Origin of the sequence: uncultured Pelagimonas sp. (genome assembly GCF_947498515.1) — a bacterium.
Classification (GTDB): Bacteria; Pseudomonadota; Alphaproteobacteria; order Rhodobacterales; family Rhodobacteraceae; genus Pelagimonas.
In genome coordinates, this window is sequence record NZ_CANMKO010000006.1 from 283759 (window position 1) to 300969 (window position 17211).

Below are 17211 nucleotides of genomic sequence, written 5' to 3' on the forward strand. Positions count from 1 at the left end.
GCTAAACCCATGCAAAACAGGCACTTGGGTAAAAGTGCGACTTTGTGCGCGCCTTCAAGATGCATCTATTTTCGATATTTTTGAGAGAATCCCCCCTTTGCCCCCTCGAAAACCAGTTTTTTATACCTAGGCAAAACGCTTCACGACAATGACGACGGGAAACAATAACCGGTATTTCGCTAGTATTGCCTCCACAGACGCCAAGTAACGTCACACCCCTTGAAAACTTGGGTGAAAACAGGAATAAGTCCGCATAGCTTGTGTTTTCACAACTTACTCTCGTCAAAACGGCAATTGATGACGTGAGGCTGGGATAGTGCAGATTGCGCACGAACCGATACACCGCCGTTCTGTGACGTGATTTGGAATTTGGTAAAGGGCGATTTCGATGTTTTTGGCACTTCTAGGTTTGGCAATGGTTGGCTTGCTTGCTGCAATGGTGGGCGACGATTCGGAGAGCGATGCGGATAACAACGCCCCCCAAGATCCACTGCCTGACCCGGTAGAGCCGCCGGTCGACCCCGATGACGAACTTGATCTTGGTGCATCTATCACGGCAAATCAGGACGGTACCTTCACGGTCGAACTTGGCGAAGACGAAACCGGAAGCCTTGTTGCGGTTCATTCCACTGAGGAGAGCATCCCCACCAATGCATGCTGTTCCTACGAGGATGCTCATTCCTTGAGGCTTTATCTCGTGCCACAGGGAACCGACCTTCCCGAAAGTCAGCAAGAATATTGGGACGATTACAACGCATTTAACGCAGACCGGGATGAACCGGTCTCTGGCGATGAAACGGCCGCTATATATGGTCTGACTTTAGTCGAGAAATTTGACCTTGGGGATGTCGGAAATATTGACAGAAGCTATGACGGCGGCGTTTCAAGCTATTGGGACACCCGTGTCGGCCTGCCGACGCTGATCTCATCCTCAGAAATCACCTATGTCGATGGCGGTGACTCAGAAGCGGTGCTCTCTGATCTTCCAACTTTTGACGGCCCGGATGATGCCCCCTATGTCACGCCCACCCACGGAACGGACGGCGACGATGTTCTGGCAGCGCGTGGCACTGCCACATCGGGCTTTGCAGGCGATGATAGCATTTCCGGTCGAGCCGGAGATATTAGGGGTGGCGAGGGCGACGATCTTATTATTTCGGATGGGTCTACGATTATTCGTGGTGGCGACGACAACGACACGATCATTGCCGAAGGTTCTGAGTTCATTTTGGGGGGTGATGGCGACGATTTGATGCGTCTGAATGATCCCGACCGAGACTCTTTGACCTTGACCGCCCGAGGCGATGGCGGCAACGACTATATTGCGATTTCTGGCCAGACACTTGCAGAAGGCGGCGACGGCGACGACACCCTATCCGCCACCCAATCAGGTGATCTGCCGTACCGACTCGCTCCAAACATGACGGGCGGTGCGGGGTCCGATACGTTCCAAGTTATGGCATCGGACGATGGGGTGTATGGCGGAACCCAAGAAGCCCCTTTGCGTTTGGCCACGATCACCGATTTTGACGCCACCGAAGACACGCTTGTGCTTTCCACAAACCTTCCTGGCCCAATCACGGCCACCTATGCCGAGGGTTCTGTGTTGCTCGAACTGGGTGATGGCAGTTTCGCCAGCGTCGCCCTTGGCGTTGAGAGCTTTGATGTCAATTCAATCACCTACGCGGATGTCGAAGACGACGTCGACAACGCATTTGCAGATGTGCCTGTTCTTGAACCCACCGCCACCGAAAACGAAGATGGGTCAATTACCATCGAGCTGCCAGAGGGTGATACGGGCTCTGTCTTTGCGGCTGTTGTCGAAGCCACCTACCCAATACGCGGTGCGGGCGGTGACTACGAAGCCTATGAGATGCACCTTTACTATGCGCCCGAAGGCACCGATCTTCCGTCATCCTACGCGGATTTCCCGGATGAACAAATTGCTGAAGACGGCCGCCTTTATCCTTACAACATGTATAGCCACCTCGACTTGACCTATCTTGGCGAATGGAACCTCGGCTCGGTTGTCAGCGATTATCTAGAGCTTCCCGAAGATCGTTACAGCGATACACGTATTGCACCGCCGACACTTCATTCGGAGGCCAATGTGCATTCCGTCTTTGTGTCTATGCCAAGTGACTCAGACGACAACATTTATGTTGGGCGCTTCTATGAAACTACCTCTGTCCAAGACGTCCCCTATAGTCTGCCTCAAGAAGGCACGAGCGGCGATGACCTGCTGACCGGTGGCTCTGCCCGCATTTCCGGCGGCGAGGGCAACGATACCATTGATGCTCCAAATGGCTTCATTCTTGAAGGTGAGGCCGGGGATGACGTCATAAATAGCGGCCAAAGCGGCGTGATAGATGGCGGCAGCGGAAATGACACAATCACGATTGACCAACCATTCTATGTGCAGGCTGGCGACGGTGACGATGTTGTTCTAGGCCGATCCTTCGATGAAACCCTTATTGTAGGTGGCGCAGGCAATGACTACATCGCGACCAACGGCGATGCGCAAGTAAGCGGCGGTGACGGCGACGACACAATAACCACGCTGTATGACAGTGACGAGTCCGTCTATGGGGTATACTCAACGGGTGGTGAGGGCTCGGACACTTTCCAAGTCCAACTGCCGGCCGATCTCCCGTCGTCTAGCGCAGACGATCCGCTCCGTATTGCGACGATCACCGATTTTGACGCCGCCGAAGATACATTGGTCATCGATACAACCCTTGGCACACCGACGGCTGTCGCGTTTGTCGGGTCGAACGTGACCCTAAGCTATGCCGACGGTTCGACCCTACAAATCCTATTGAGCGATGTTGAAACCTTTGACCCCAGCACGATCATATTTAGCGATGTAACCGCCGACGTTGGCGGCAGATATGCGGCCGTGGGCGCGTAAAATGGAGTGAGATAGTGTATTTAGCGATATTGGGTTTGGTGATGGCGGGGCTTTTGGCCTCGGCCTTTTCAAGTGAGTCAGACGATGACTCTGATGGCGCTTCAAACAGTCCAGACATCCCTGATGTTCCCGAGGTGCCGGAGCTTCCAGAAGAGCCTGACACCGGAGCCACGCTATCCCACAACGAAGATGGCAGCGTAACAGTCGAGTTGGGGGAAGACGAAACCGGATCGTTGGTGACTATTGTCACGGACGAACAATACGTTCCCTATCCAACAAATTCGGGGCACTCTTCTGCAAGCGAACATACGGCCACGTTGCTCCTAGTCCCTGAAGGGATTGATTTAGAAGACGAATACCAAGATTTTTTGACCTCAGAAGACGATGAGTTTACCGATTACCTTAGCGCTCAAGGCGCGTCGGTTCTTGACGCCTTTGACTTGGGAAACGAGGGCTTTCTAAGGGCTGAACAAACTGACCCGATGGACCGCTTCGAAGCGTTTGATACGCATATCCCTATACCGGAGATTTTGTCCGATCAGCCGGTCGCCTATTACGCTCCCCTAGGAGACGACATAGGACAATTTGATCCGTCAGAGGGCTTTCCCTATGACCCACCTCCCCCTGCAACAGATAACGCCGATACACTTGTTGCGTCTGGAACCGTGACCAACGGGCTTGCTGGCGACGATACGATAACCGGAACCGAAGATAACCCTGTGCGTTTGGTCGAAGGCGGCGAAGGTGGCGATCTAATCTATGATGTTGCGTCAGTGGCCATTCATGGCGGAACCGGCGATGACACCATTGACGTTGGTCCAACGGAATTTGTTTTCGGAGAAGACGGAAACGACGTCATCCGATTGGATGACCCTCAGGCGGATACCGAACTGACCTACATCGGAGGCGGTTCCGGCGACGATTATTTGGTGGCAACGGGCGAAACCACAATTTCTGGTGGTGAGGGCGATGACACCCTCACGGCTGGTGGGGTATCCGAAGATTCATCCGGGCTTTATCGACAAACCTTGATCGACAGCCAGGGGAGCAACACCTTCCAAGTTATGGGCCCTCTGGGCGAATTAACTGGCGGTACGCTCGATGATCCCATTCAACTCGCTTCCATTCGCGGATTTGACTCCGCCGATGATACGCTTGTTCTGTCCTCAAACCTGCCCGGCCCGATCACCCCAACCTATTCCGATGGTACTTTGTTGCTGGAACTAGGCGATGGCAGCTTTGCCAGCGTCTATTTAGGTGTCGAAACCTTTGATGTCTCGACGATCCAACTGGTGGACATTGAGGCCGAAGTTGACGCGGCTTTTGCGGCCACCGCTTAGCCTGATCTTGGGGCAACTGTGACCGAGAATACGGATGGAACCGTCAACATCGAACTCGGCGAAGACGAGACCGGATCGCTGGTGGCTCTTCAAATCGCCGAACGGGGCAATTTGGGGAATCAAGCGGGTGAAGTCGACTACTCAGTCAATCTTGCCCTCTTGCCGGAAGGTGCCGAATTCCCTGAAACACGAGAAGAGGGCGCGGGATTTGGCAACGTTGAAACGTACTCCTATCTAAACGAAATCACTGATGATCTGGGTATGCAGCTTGTGGGGTCTTGGGATCTGGGTAGCACCGGATCAAATGAGGAAGATTTCAACAACGGAGACGGACCGATGCGCATTTGGGATGCGCGTTTGCCAAGCCCAGAATTCGTCTCTGACACTCCGATCTCTAGTTATGATATCGAGGTGGATGAAATCGTAGAAGGCATCACACCAATTGCTCGCCTCGATCTGTTGGTTGATGGTCATGTCGGCGTCATATCGATACAGCCAAATGACTACTCAACAGCGTTTCTATCTAATGGGTCTTCGTTTGACGGAACGGCAGGGAACGATACGACTAGCGTCAATGCATATGACGAAGACAGCCTACGGATCACACCGTGTGCCGGCGAAGATCATATCACCATCGGCCTGTCTTCTTCGTTTGTGGATGTGAGCGGAGATGGAGAGGCCTACACGGTTGCTATTCAGGTTACTGACAACCACAGCTTTGACAGTACGTCGCTTGTGCCAAGCCTAACGGCCGACAGTCTGGACACCATCGAAATTGATTTCCCCGAAGACACCGACGGCCAGTTGATCGCTATTCATTCACGCACCGATGCAACCGACAAAAGCCCTTCTGGAGGTGATCCCGAAGATTGGAACATAGAGGTATTCCTTGTCCCAGACGGGTTGGAAATACCTGAGCAAGTCGACGACTATACGGAGATTTTGGCCCTTATCCAAGACAACAGTCTCGGCCTTGCAGACATCCATCTAGGTGAATTCAACGCTCTAAACCCAACTTCTCTGGGCATGGACTATGACTGAAGCTTCTCTCCGGAGCTCGTGACCGATCGCGGCATTTTCCACGTTGTTGTTTCCACGCAGATTAGCTGAGGCGGTTATACCGGCTCGGCCACTTTGCCCGGTTTTGGTGTCAAAACATCCAAGGGGCTCAACACCCTTGCCGCTTCGCCAACACCGCGATGGCGTGGCGGATGGCGTTTGGATGCCAAAACCATCATCACCCCTCCGGCCATAATGGCGGGAATAGCGCGACCGGTTTTTTCCCAGAACGGCCCGGTTTTCATCCAAAAACGCCGGGTTGAAGGCGGTTGATACAGCACCGACACATGCGCTTCTGGAACAAAGTCATGGCGCTTTAACTGTGCCTCAAGCTGACCCGACGTATAGGGCCGCCCAAACCCAAACGGCGTTTGATCCGCCCGCGCCCAAAGCCCAGTCCGGTTTGGCACCACAAAAAGCGCCTGACCGCCGGGGCCTAGCACGCGGTAGGCTTCTTCCAAAACCTCGGTCGGATTCTGCGACGTCTCTAGCCCATGCATCAACACCAGTTTATCTGTGTGCCCTGTTTCCAGCGGCCATTGGGTTTCTTCGCACAACACGCTGACATTTTGCATTCCTGCGGGCCAAGGCATCACCCCTTGCGGGCCGGGCATCAACCCAACAACGCGCCGCGCATCCGGAAGGTAAGGGCGCAACAAAGGCACCGCAAACCCATACCCGGCCACGGTTTGCCCCTTGGCCTCTGGCCAAAAGTCCAACACTTGGTTGCGAATGATTTTCTGCGCCGCCCGCCCTAGCGCGCTGCGATAATAGAAATCCCGCAAAACTTGTACGTCCAGATGCATGTCAGCCCCATTGAAGCCCAGTGGCAGATGCGTCACTCTGGGGTTAGTTTGTCATTGCCCGCGAGGAAAGACCATGCCCTTTGAAGTTGTCACCGTGCCCTGCCTTGAAGACAACTATGCCTATTTGGTGAACGGGCCAGATGGTGTCGCGGTTATTGATGCCCCCGAGGCCGAACCCATCATTGCAGCCCTTGAGGCGCGCGGCTGGACGCCCGGTGTGATCATGCTAACCCACCATCATTGGGACCACGTTCAAGCGGTCGATGCGCTCAAAGTTAAATACAACTGTATGGTCATGGGCCCAAAGGACGAAGAAGACCAATTGCCCAAACTTGATTTCGCCCTGCCCGACGGTTTTTCCGGTGGCAAGGATGAAGGGCTATGTCAGGTCATCTCTGTTCCCGGTCACACATTGGGGCATGTGGCGTTTTACTATCCAAAAGGCGGTGCCGTTTTCACCGCCGATAGTCTTATGGCCTTGGGCTGCGGTCGCTTGTTCGAAGGGACCGCCGACATGATGTGGGAAAGCCTGACAAAGCTCGCCGCGTTACCACCGGAGACCATGGTTTATTCCGGTCACGAATACACCGCATCCAATGCGAAATTTGCGCTGACTATTGACCCTGAGAATGCGCAGCTTATCTCCCGAGTCCAAGATATAGAAACAGCACGCGCTGAAAATCGCCCAACAGCGCAGGTGCCTTTGGCACTGGAATTGGCTACAAACCCGTTTTTGCGCGCCGATGATCCGGCAATTCGCAAGGGGTTGAACATGGAAGACGCCACCGATGCCGAGGTGTTCGCCGAAATTCGCGCCCGCAAGGACCAATTTTAGCGGAAATCACGCCCGGTTACGGGAATGCGGTGGAAAGTGAACCGCATTTGGGCAGAAAAAACTTGAAGCTTGGCGTTAATCGACCAAACTTTAACCTTAAGAAGACATGCTGGCGGTCAACGACAGCGCTTAAAACAAGAGGAGCACCCTCGTGCCTTCATTCTCGAATACGCTTGAGCAGGCAATCCACGCAGCTTTGGCCTTGGCCAATTCGCGCAGCCATGAGTTCGCCACGCTGGAACATTTGCTATTGGCGCTGATTGACGAACCGGATGCGTCCCGCGTGATGAAGGCGTGTTCCGTCGACACAGAAGAGCTTCGCACCACATTGGTTGAGTTTGTGGATGAGGATCTGTCGAACCTTGTCACCGACATCGAAGGCTCCGAGGCGGTACCAACCGCCGCGTTCCAACGGGTGATTCAGCGTGCCGCGATCCATGTTCAATCCTCTGGCCGGACCGAGGTCACCGGGGCCAATGTTTTGGTCGCGATCTTTGCCGAGCGCGAATCCAATGCAGCCTATTTCCTGCAAGAACAGGACATGACGCGCTATGACGCCGTGAATTTCATCGCCCATGGCGTCGCCAAAAATCCGGCTTACGGCGAAAGCCGCCCAATCACCGGTGCCGAAGAGGAAGAAGAAGCGCCTCATGTTGAGCCGCAGCAGTCCAGCGCCGAAAAGGAAAGCGCGCTGGCCAAATACTGTGTCGATCTCAACGTCAAAGCCGGTGAGGGTGATATTGACCCGTTAATTGGCCGCGATTCCGAAGTTGAGCGTTGTATTCAGGTGCTGTGCCGTCGCCGCAAGAACAACCCGCTTTTGGTCGGTGATCCCGGTGTTGGCAAAACCGCCATCGCCGAAGGGTTGGCGCGCAAAATCGTTGCCGGAGAAACACCCGAAGTCCTGTCGAAAACCACGATTTATTCGCTCGATATGGGGGCTCTTCTGGCCGGTACCCGCTATCGCGGCGATTTCGAAGAGCGCCTTAAGGCGGTGGTTAATGAGCTAGAAGACCACCCCGATGCGGTCCTTTTCATTGACGAAATCCACACTGTTATCGGGGCCGGTGCCACGTCGGGTGGTGCCATGGATGCCTCTAACCTGCTGAAACCTGCGTTGCAGGGCGGCAAGCTGCGCACCATGGGCTCGACCACCTACAAAGAGTTCCGCCAGCATTTTGAAAAAGACCGCGCTCTAAGCCGTCGGTTCCAAAAGATTGATGTGAATGAGCCGTCAGTCGAAGATGCGGTCAAGATTCTCAAGGGCTTGAAGCCATATTTCGAAGAGCACCACAGCGTTAAATACACGGCCGATGCGATCAAATCCGCCGTTGAGCTCGCCGCGCGCTATATCAATGACCGCAAGTTGCCGGACAAGGCGATTGACGTGATCGACGAAGCCGGTGCCGCACAGCACTTGGTTGCCGAAAGCAAACGTCGCAAGACAATCGGTGCAAAGGAGATCGAGGCTGTCGTTGCAAAAATTGCGCGCATTCCTCCGAAAAACGTCTCCAAAGACGATGCAGAAATGCTCAAAGATCTTGAAAAAACGCTCAAGCGCGTGGTCTTTGGTCAAGACAACGCCATCGACGCCCTCTCCTCGGCAATCAAACTGGCCCGTGCCGGTTTGCGCGAACCTGAAAAACCAATCGGGAACTATCTTTTTGCCGGTCCAACCGGTGTCGGTAAAACCGAGGTCGCCAAACAACTGGCGGATAATCTCGGCGTCGAACTTCTGCGCTTTGACATGTCCGAGTATATGGAAAAACACGCGGTTTCGCGCCTGATTGGGGCCCCTCCCGGCTACGTCGGGTTTGATCAAGGCGGACAGTTGACCGACGGAGTCGATCAGCATCCGCACTGCGTGTTGCTCCTAGATGAAATGGAAAAAGCGCATCCGGATGTCTACAATATCCTGTTGCAGGTCATGGACCATGGCACTTTGACTGACCACAACGGTCGCACGGTTGATTTCCGCAATGTGATCTTGATCATGACGTCCAACGCCGGGGCTGCAGAACAAGCGAAATCCGCTATCGGATTTGGTCGGGATCGTCGTGAAGGCGAAGATACAGCTGCGATCGAACGCACCTTTACGCCGGAATTCCGAAACCGTCTCGACGCTGTGATTAGCTTCCAGCCACTGCCGAAAGAAGTCATTCTTCAGGTGGTCGAAAAGTTTGTGCTTCAGCTCGAAGCGCAACTTATGGATCGCGGCGTCAGCATCGAATTGACCCGTCCTGCGGCTGAATGGCTTGCTGACAAGGGGTATGACGACAAAATGGGGGCCCGTCCGCTCGGTCGTGTCATCCAAGAGTACATCAAGAAGCCACTCGCCGAAGAGCTACTGTTCGGAAAACTGATGAAAGGTGGCCTCGTCAAAGTTTCAATCAAAGACGGCGAGTTGGTGTTGAACCTAGAAGGGCCCGACAAGCCCAAGATCAGCACCAAGAAAAAGCCACCACTTTTGACGGCTGACTAATGCGCATCGCCCTAATCGGGGCAATCGCCCTTTTGGCACAATCAGCCCAGGCGGAGGATCTTCGTCTGGGCTTTCCTTTGGACTGCACGCTTGGCGAAACGTGTTACATCGAAGACTACGTTGATCACGACCCAACCAAAGGCGTGCAAACCGATTACCAATGCGGCCTGAACGCACGTGACGGGCACAAAGGTACCGACTTTGCGCTTCTGTCTTTTGATGACATTAAAACCGGCGTCGCCGTTTTTGCCACCGCCCCAGGCCGCGTTTTACGCATTCGCGATGAAATGCCTGATGATCGGGAAATGCGGGGCGTTACCAGCCAAAACGCCTGTGGCAATGCGGTCGTCATCGAACATGTACAGGGTTGGGTCAGCCAATACTGTCATCTACGGCTGGGGTCAGTCACAAAACAGCCCGGCGACATCGTCGAAACCGGTGATGAGTTGGGTTTGGTCGGCCTATCCGGTCAAACCAACCACCCGCACCTGCATTTTTCAGTGTATCAGGGCAAGACATTAATCGACCCCTTTCAACCCGGCCCGCTGGATAGCTGTCAAATCGAAACGGACTCGATGTGGGCCGACCCAATCCAATATGTGCGGACCGGCATTTTGACAGCAGGTTTTGCCGACCATGTCCCTAACCTAAACAGCGTCCGAAACGGATCTGCGCGGTTGGACACCGGGAAACCGACGCGCCCAATCGTGATCTACATGCATGCAGGACATGCCGAGCACGGCGATGTTTTGCAGTTTGTGGTCTCTGGTCCAAAGGGCGAGGTTTTCAACCATGACATGGTGCTCAAGCATCCAAAAGTGAGCCAGATGCGGGCGTTTGGCCGCAAAGCCCCAAGCGCGGGCTGGGCAAAAGGTGACTACCTTGGCGAAGCCACGCTTCTTCGCAAGGGCAAGATTATCGCCCATCGTTTTGCACATATCACCATCGAATAAACTTTATCGCTCGGTCAATTTAAGCTCAATCCGGCGGTTTTGAGCGCGCGCCTCAGCCGAGTTTTCTGGATTGACTGGCTGAAACTCCCCAAACCCATTCGCTGCCAAGCGCTGTGGTGGGATGCCGTAGGAATCGATCAGAACACGCACAACAGACAAAGCGCGTGCTTGGCTGAGCTCCCAGTTGTCCGCAAAGGCCGCGCCCGGACGAACCTGAACATTATCTGTGTGACCATCGACTCGAATGACCCAATCAATCCCATCTGGAATATCGCTCGCGATGGCGCGCAGGACGTTGGCAACCTTGGAAATCTCCCGTTTGCCCAAGGCGGACAATTCGGTTTCACCTGGCGGAAAGAGAACCTCGGACGAAAACACAAACCTATCGCCTTCGATCCGAACCCCTTCGCGGGCACCAACAACATCGCGCAAACGGCCAAAGAATTCAGAGCGATAGCGTTCAAGGTCCTTCTTTTCCTCCTCAAGACGTTTGCGCTCCGCTTCTTCCAACTTGCGACGTTTGCGTTCCTCTGCCGCTAATCGCGCCACCGCCGCATTTAGATCGGACCCGAGATTTTGCAATTGTACCTGCGCCTCGATATCGCGAACTTTGGCGTCATCCAAAAGCGCCTGAAGCTCGCCCAACTGCTGGCGCAATGCCGCAACCTGTTGGTTCAGAAGCTCTGCTTGCTTCTCAGCGACACTCGCTCGTTCCTGATTTTGAGCCAATTCTGTACGCGCTTGCGACAACAAAGCCTGCTTTTGTTCGGCTTCCGACAATTGCGTATCTAGCTCGGCTTCGGCCGCCTTTTGGGCTGCCAAGGCGGCAATCAGCTTGGCACGCACATCTTCGGCGGACCCCTGTGCCTCAAGCCGCGCGGCCAAAGCCGCAGCGAGACGTTCTTCCAAAGACCGGCTATCGTCCTCTTGCTCCAAGGCTCGGGCCTCGGCAACGGCCAAAGCTTGGCGCAGGTCAGAGATCACAGCATCCCGGTCGGTGTCGCGTGCCGCCGCAGCCGCCAACTCCGCCTCAAGGCGATCGGCACGGTTTCTCGCGCCAATCAATTCCACCTGATCCGCGGCCTTCGCGCTCAATGACCCCAATTGCGCCGTAAGCTCCTCGTTTTCATTTGCAAGCGCATCAATTCGAAGCTGGCGTTCACCAGAGCGTTTTTCAGATGCTTCAAGTTGCACCTGCAACTCTGCCGCTTGGCCCTGCAAATCTGCCAGTCGTTCATCGCCCAAATCACCCCGTTCCCGTGCGGCCCCAAGCCGGGCCGCAAGGTCTGCTGATTGGGCCTCCAAGTCCTCTAAACCGGTCTGGGCAGCGGCCAATTGTGCCTGTGCATCCGCTGCGGCGGCTTCCAGCGCGCTCCGTTCGCTTTGCACATTCGCAAGTGCCGCTGCGGCATCCTCGCTTTGTTGTGTTGCTAGGGCCAACGACGTGCTCAACTCGCTATTTGTGTCTCGCAAAGCACTCAACTCGCCCCTAAGACTGTCGGCTTCGGCCAGCCCCGCCAACGCAGCGGCCAGTTTAGCCGACAAATCTGACAGGCGCGTATCAGTGGCATCTGCCGACTGCTGCGCTTTGGCCAATGCACCTTCGGCATCACTACGGGCCTTTTCCTCATCACTCAAAGCCGCTTCGGCCTGTTGCCGCGCGGCTCGTTCTGCGGCCAGCTCCTCTTGCAGAGCGGTCAATCGTTTGCCCGCATCGGCCCCTTGATCGCGGACCTCGCCAAGGGCGGTTTCAAGACGGGTCAGCTCCGCGTTTGCACTGTCCAGCTGAGCTTGCAATGTTTGAGCTTCGCTTTGCCCAGCAATCAACGCCGCTGCAAGTTGTGCATTCAACTCTGCTTCGGCTTGGCGTGCCGCCGCCAAAAGCGTCAATGTGTCCTCTGCCTTTTGACGCTCATCTTCCAACGCCAAGGTCATAGCAGTCAGCTCAGCATCCGCGTCTTCAAGCCGTTTGCGCAACAATTCTGCGGCCTGCGCCTCGGCCAGCTTTTGGGCCTCTTCTTCGCTCAGCGCCTCCTGCGCTTCACTCAACTCGCCAGTCAAGGCACCGATCTGCAATGCCTGCTCTGAACTTTTGGCCTGAAGATCGGCGAGCACGGCCTCCAACGCTTCGCGTTTAGCTGCAGCAAGCAAGGCTGCTTCGGCTTGGGCGTCAATCTCCCCGCGCGCTTTGCCCAACTCGGCCGACAAATCATCCCGTTCGGACAAGAGTGCGGCCACTTGTTCTTCGAAACTGGCAATGCGCGTCGTCGCCGCTTCGAGATCCGCGGCTTGGCGATCACGCGTTGCAGATAGCGATGCGATGATCTGTGCTTGTTCGGTTAACCGCGTTTCGTTGTCGTTCAGGGTCGCCTGAAGTTCACCCATTTCATTGGTCAACGCGGTGTTGCGCCGTTCTTGCAACCCCAACGCCTGCGCCAAGGCCGCGACTTCGGTTGAAAGCGAATCCAGTTCGGTTTCCTGCCCGGAAATCGTTTCCCGCAGGACAAACTGAACCGCCATAAAGATAGATAAAACAAAGGTCAGGACCAATAAAAGCCCGGTCATCGCGTCCACAAAACCCGGCCAGATCGAGGCCTGTAACCGGGCACCGGTGCGACGGGACAGCGCCATGGCTTAGTCCTCGCCCAAACGGCTACGTGGGGTTTGCGCCAATTTACGGCCAAGTGCCGCCAAATCGGTGCGCAATTCGGCCATGCTTTCCTGACGACCGGCGGCAATCTCTTCGAGGATGCGCAGCATTTGCACGTCAATCGAACGGAGCCTCATTCGGCTTTCGGCATCCAAGCCTTCGCTGCTTTCTTTCTCTCGGATCGCTTCGGCCAAAAGCTCTTGGCCTTCGGCGATGCGCGCCATCGAATTTGCGGTGGGCGCAGTGGCTTCGATGCGTTCGGTCAAACGTTCAAGCGAATCCGCAAGCTGGGCTAGACGGTTATCAACATCCGCCCGCCCCTGTTCCGAGCGCGCGAAAAGCAACTGCAAACGTTCCATTTGCTCGGCCATTTGGTCCAAAACCAAACCGGCGGCCCCAAGATCAGGCCCGTCGCCTTCACCCGAGGAAAAGCCGATTTTGGTGATCGAGCTAAGCCATTCTTCTAGCTCACGATAAAACCGGTTTTGGCCATGACCTGCAAAGAGTTCCAACAAACCAACTATCAAAGAACAGGCCAAGCCCAACAAAGACGAGGCAAAAGCAACGCCCATGCCGCCCAATTGGCTTTCAAGACCTGTCATCAAGCGATTGAAAACCGCAACGCCTTCTTCGCCCTCTTGCGGGGCAAGGCCGCGGATTGTGTCGACCAAAGCCGGAACCGTGGTTGCCAGACCGTAGAATGTGCCGAGCAGGCCCAAAAAGATCAGTAAAGACACGATATAGCGGGTGATTTCACGGGCTTCGTCGATCCGGGTGGCAACAGAATCCAAAATCGACCGGGTCGAGGTGGTATTGATTTGCATCCGGCGGTCATGCCGCCCGAGCAACGTCGCCAAAGGGGCAAGAAGTTGCGGCGCTTTGGCCCGCATGCCTTGATCGCCTGGTCGGGCGAAGTTCAAAATCCAACGCACAGAGGTGATCAGTTGCGCGACTTGCCAAAAACAAGCCAACACCCCGATCACAAAGACAAAAAGGATAAACCCGTTCAGGTATGGGTTGGCCTCGAATACCGGCAAAACCCGCGGCAGCGCCAAAACGGCACCGGCGACAGACAGCCCCAAAACCGACAGCATCAAAAAGACCTGACGGACGGGTTGAGAGAAATGCGGCTCGGCCTCGAGGTCCGGCTGGTCCATCGGACACCTGACACGTTGTTCTGTTTGAGCAGAGCCTAAGCGTTTAGTTCCATTTCGCCAAGCACTTATACACGCAAAGCTTTGACCCGATCAGACAGCCAGTGCAAATCCGCATCGGGAACACCCAATTCGTCCAAATGGGCAGCAGTATTGTACAGATAGTCACAGTTTGGACCGCGCCCGCCATGAGCATGGGCGATAATCTGGGCCTGTTCTTCCAGCGAAAGCGCGCCGGTATATTGAACATGGTCCGGGTCGATCACATAAGACACCGCTTCAACCTGACGCCCGTCGCCCAATTGCACATGCAACATGCGTTCCAAATAGGCGGCGGACACCAGCTCGCGTTCGCGTAGATACTCCAGAGCGCTTTCCTCGGTACCCGGCGCGGCGCGCAGGGCCAAGCCATCGCATTCGGCGGTGTCATGTTCGTCTAGCGCCAAAACCAACCCGGGTTTTTCTTCGCTACCGCGATGGTGGATCGAATACATGCAAAAGCTACGCGCATATCCCTGCAACCGGGCCGGTTGGCTTTCCACCACCTCAAACCCAGGGTTCCACAAAAGCGACGCGTATCCAAATACCCAAAGTGTCATGGTCTGGTCCTTATTCGTTCCGGGCTGTAAACACCATCAAGCAGGATAGGAAAAGGGGCCAGCAATGAAACGGCTTATCATGATCGTGGTTTTGGCTGCCTTTGGGTGGGCCGGATGGTGGTTCTTTCAGGCGCATACCCTGCGCGGGCAAGTCGAAACATGGTTCGAGGAGCGCCGTCAGGATGGCTGGGTCGCGACCTATGTCGACTTTTCGATCGGCGGTTTCCCCAATCGCTTGGACATGACATTTGAAGATCTGTCCCTTGCCAATCCCGATACCAACATCCTCTGGGAAGCGCCGTTTTTTCAAATCCTGTCCCTAAGCTACAAACCCGATCACCGCATCCTGATCTTTCCGGATTTGCAGACCATCACAACGGCAACCGGCGTTCACGAAGTCACCAGCGAAGGTTTCCGCGCCAGTGTCGTATTTGCCGATGGGGATCGCATTGATCGCGTCAATGCAGAAGCCACCGTTTTGAATTGGGGGGGAACGGCGCTCGCCGAAACGACCGCCGCCTTGCTCCGTCAGGACGACAAACAATACCAGTTTGCATTTGTTGCCAAGTCCATCGCACGCGCCGAAGGGCGGCTAACCCCCTTGGCCGAGGGTCGGGTCGACGATACACAAATCAACACTCGCATTACGTTTGACAAGGATTGGGCCATGTCGACGCTAAAAGGCGACCGCCCCCAACCCACCAAAATTAATGTGTCTTTGATGTCCTATCAGCTTGCCGCGTTGAACCTGAACTTGGCCGGAGACCTTGATGTCGATGGCCAAGGTCGCGCGTCGGGGGAACTCACCCTGCGGGCGGTGAATTGGCAGGATGCCTTGGAACAGGCCCGTGTTGGACAACAATTACCCGGAAGCGTGACTGAAAAACTGGTCCAAGGCTTGTCTGTCGTGGCCGGTCTTAAGGGGCGCTCCGACACGCTCGATTTGCCGCTAAGGTTAATTGACGGGCAGATGTCTCTTGGCTTGATCCCACTTGGGCCGGCACCACTATTGCAAGTGCCCTAACCTCTTGCACAAAACACGCATTGGGTGAACACTCCGCACACGGAGGCACCCATGGACGATGGTATTTTCAAACGGATCAACAACAAGCGCGATGATTTGATCGCCCTGACTCAGGATTTGATCCGCATTCCGACGCTCAACCCGCCGGGTGAAAACTACCGCGACATCTGTGAATATCTAGCCAAACGCCTTGAATCACGTGGGTTTAGCTGCTCGCTTATCCGCGCCCATGGGGCCCCTGGCGATAGTGATCGCTATCCGCGCTGGAACATCATCGCCCGCCGCGAAGGGCGGAAAACCGGCGAATGCGTGCACTTTAACTCCCACACCGACGTGGTCGAGGTTGGTCATGGCTGGACCCGCGACCCGTTTGGTGCCGCACTCGAGGGCGATCTGATTTATGGGCGCGGGGCCTGTGACATGAAAGGCGGCTTGGCATCATCCATCATCGCCGCCGAAGCTTTCATAGAAGAACATCCAGATTACGCCGGAGCCATAGAAATCAGCGGCACCGCCGATGAGGAATCTGGCGGCTATGGTGGCGTCGCCTATCTCGCAGAACAGGGTTTCTTTGATCCGGCGCGCGTGCAGCACGTGATTATCCCTGAACCCTTGGGTCATGATCGGATTTGCCTTGGGCATCGCGGCGGATGGTGGGCCGAAATTGAGACCAAGGGGGAAATTGCCCATGGCTGTATGCCTTTCCTTGGTGATTGCGCCGTCCGTCATATGGGCGCGGTACTTGATGCCTTTGAAGACAAGCTTTTCCCAGCGATGGCGACCCGGCACACCGATATGCCAGTTATTCCCGATGGTGCGCGTCAATCGACGATGAACATCAATTCGATCCATGGCGGTCAACCCGAACAACCCGCCGACTACACTGGCCTTCCGGCGCATTGTGTGCCCGATAGCTGTCGAATTGTCATAGATCGGCGGTTTTTGATCGAAGAAGGGTTGGAGGCAACACAAACCGAGGTCATTGACCTGCTCGAAGAGCTGAAATCGACCCGCCCCGGTTTTGACTATGACCTGCGCGAAATCAACCGTGTGATCCCGTCCATGACGGCCAAAGACGCTCCGGTTGTGACAACGGTACATGAGGCGATCCGCGACGTGCTGGGGCAAGAACCGGATTATGTCGCCTCACCGGGGAGCTATGACCAAAAGCACATTGATCGGATCGGCAAGCTCAAGAATTGCATCGCCTATGGCCCCGGCGATCTCGAGATGGCCCATAAACCTGACGAATTCATTGCCGTAAAAGACATGCTCGACAGCACACGGGTCATGGCCAGAAGCCTGCAAAAACTCTTGCTCACCCCTTGAACACTCCGTTTGAACGATCGGTCTGCGGGATGGCGGGTGGGGCGTCTTTCAGCTTGCTGAAACAGCGTC

12 protein-coding genes are annotated in these 17211 nt (G+C 55.3%); 8 read left to right on the forward strand and 4 right to left on the reverse strand.

Annotated features, from left to right (window positions below):
- Positions 1-388: 388 nt before the first annotated feature.
- The 3 genes from Q1A43_RS13590 to Q1A43_RS13600 are packed head-to-tail and all read left to right on the forward strand — an operon-like array spanning position 389 to position 5292.
- Positions 389-2911, forward strand: a complete 2523-nt coding sequence (locus tag Q1A43_RS13590) for a hypothetical protein (protein WP_299935985.1) — start codon at positions 389-391, stop codon at positions 2909-2911.
- Between the two features lie 14 nt (positions 2912-2925).
- The gene (locus tag Q1A43_RS13595; RefSeq protein WP_299935988.1) at positions 2926-4251 is read left to right on the forward strand and encodes a hypothetical protein; all 1326 of its coding nucleotides are present in this window, start codon (positions 2926-2928) and stop codon (positions 4249-4251) included.
- 18 nt (positions 4252-4269) lie between these two features.
- Positions 4270-5292, forward strand: coding sequence for a hypothetical protein (locus Q1A43_RS13600; RefSeq protein WP_299935991.1), 1023 nt, complete (start codon positions 4270-4272; stop codon positions 5290-5292).
- A gap of 74 nt (positions 5293-5366) precedes the next feature.
- Here Q1A43_RS13600 and Q1A43_RS13605 read toward each other — a convergent pair whose 3' ends face one another.
- Positions 5367-6116 (reverse strand): methyltransferase domain-containing protein, encoded by a 750-nt coding sequence (locus tag Q1A43_RS13605; protein ID WP_299926014.1) that lies wholly within the window; start codon positions 6114-6116, stop codon positions 5367-5369.
- A gap of 73 nt (positions 6117-6189) precedes the next feature.
- Between Q1A43_RS13605 and gloB the strand changes: the two genes are divergently transcribed.
- From gloB to Q1A43_RS13620, 3 genes are all read left to right on the forward strand, one after another.
- Positions 6190-6951, forward strand: a complete 762-nt coding sequence (gene gloB, locus Q1A43_RS13610; RefSeq protein WP_299935994.1) for a hydroxyacylglutathione hydrolase — start codon at positions 6190-6192, stop codon at positions 6949-6951.
- 151 nt (positions 6952-7102) lie between these two features.
- Entirely contained in the window at positions 7103-9433 is a 2331-nt protein-coding gene (clpA, locus tag Q1A43_RS13615; RefSeq protein WP_299936000.1) for an ATP-dependent Clp protease ATP-binding subunit ClpA, read from the forward strand.
- Positions 9433-10386 carry a M23 family metallopeptidase gene (locus tag Q1A43_RS13620; protein WP_299936003.1) on the forward strand — a complete coding sequence of 318 codons (954 nt, stop codon included), beginning with the start codon at positions 9433-9435 and terminating at the stop codon, positions 10384-10386. The genes clpA and Q1A43_RS13620 overlap by 1 nt, the downstream gene beginning before the upstream one ends.
- 3 nt (positions 10387-10389) lie before the next feature.
- Here Q1A43_RS13620 and Q1A43_RS13625 read toward each other — a convergent pair whose 3' ends face one another.
- The 3 genes from Q1A43_RS13625 to Q1A43_RS13635 form a co-directional block, all read right to left on the reverse strand.
- Complete coding sequence (locus Q1A43_RS13625; protein ID WP_299936006.1) at positions 10390-13017, reverse strand: peptidoglycan -binding protein; 2628 nt, start codon at positions 13015-13017, stop codon at positions 10390-10392.
- Between the two features lie 3 nt (positions 13018-13020).
- The gene (locus Q1A43_RS13630; protein ID WP_299925999.1) at positions 13021-14193 is read right to left on the reverse strand and encodes a biopolymer transporter ExbB; all 1173 of its coding nucleotides are present in this window, start codon (positions 14191-14193) and stop codon (positions 13021-13023) included.
- A 65-nt stretch (positions 14194-14258) separates the two neighbouring features.
- Positions 14259-14789, reverse strand: a complete 531-nt coding sequence (locus Q1A43_RS13635; RefSeq protein ID WP_299925996.1) for a gamma-glutamylcyclotransferase — start codon at positions 14787-14789, stop codon at positions 14259-14261.
- Positions 14790-14853: 64 nt separating this feature from the next.
- On the opposite strand from Q1A43_RS13635, the gene Q1A43_RS13640 reads away from it, so the two are divergent.
- Together Q1A43_RS13640 and Q1A43_RS13645 are read left to right on the forward strand one after the other, a co-directional pair.
- Positions 14854-15813: a DUF2125 domain-containing protein gene (locus tag Q1A43_RS13640; RefSeq protein WP_299936008.1), complete on the forward strand. Its 960-nt coding sequence runs from the start codon at positions 14854-14856 to the stop codon at positions 15811-15813.
- A gap of 51 nt (positions 15814-15864) precedes the next feature.
- A complete protein-coding gene (locus Q1A43_RS13645) occupies positions 15865-17142 on the forward strand; it encodes an acetylornithine deacetylase/succinyl-diaminopimelate desuccinylase family protein (RefSeq protein ID WP_299936011.1) in 1278 nt (425 codons plus the stop codon).
- Positions 17143-17211: the final 69 nt, after the last annotated feature.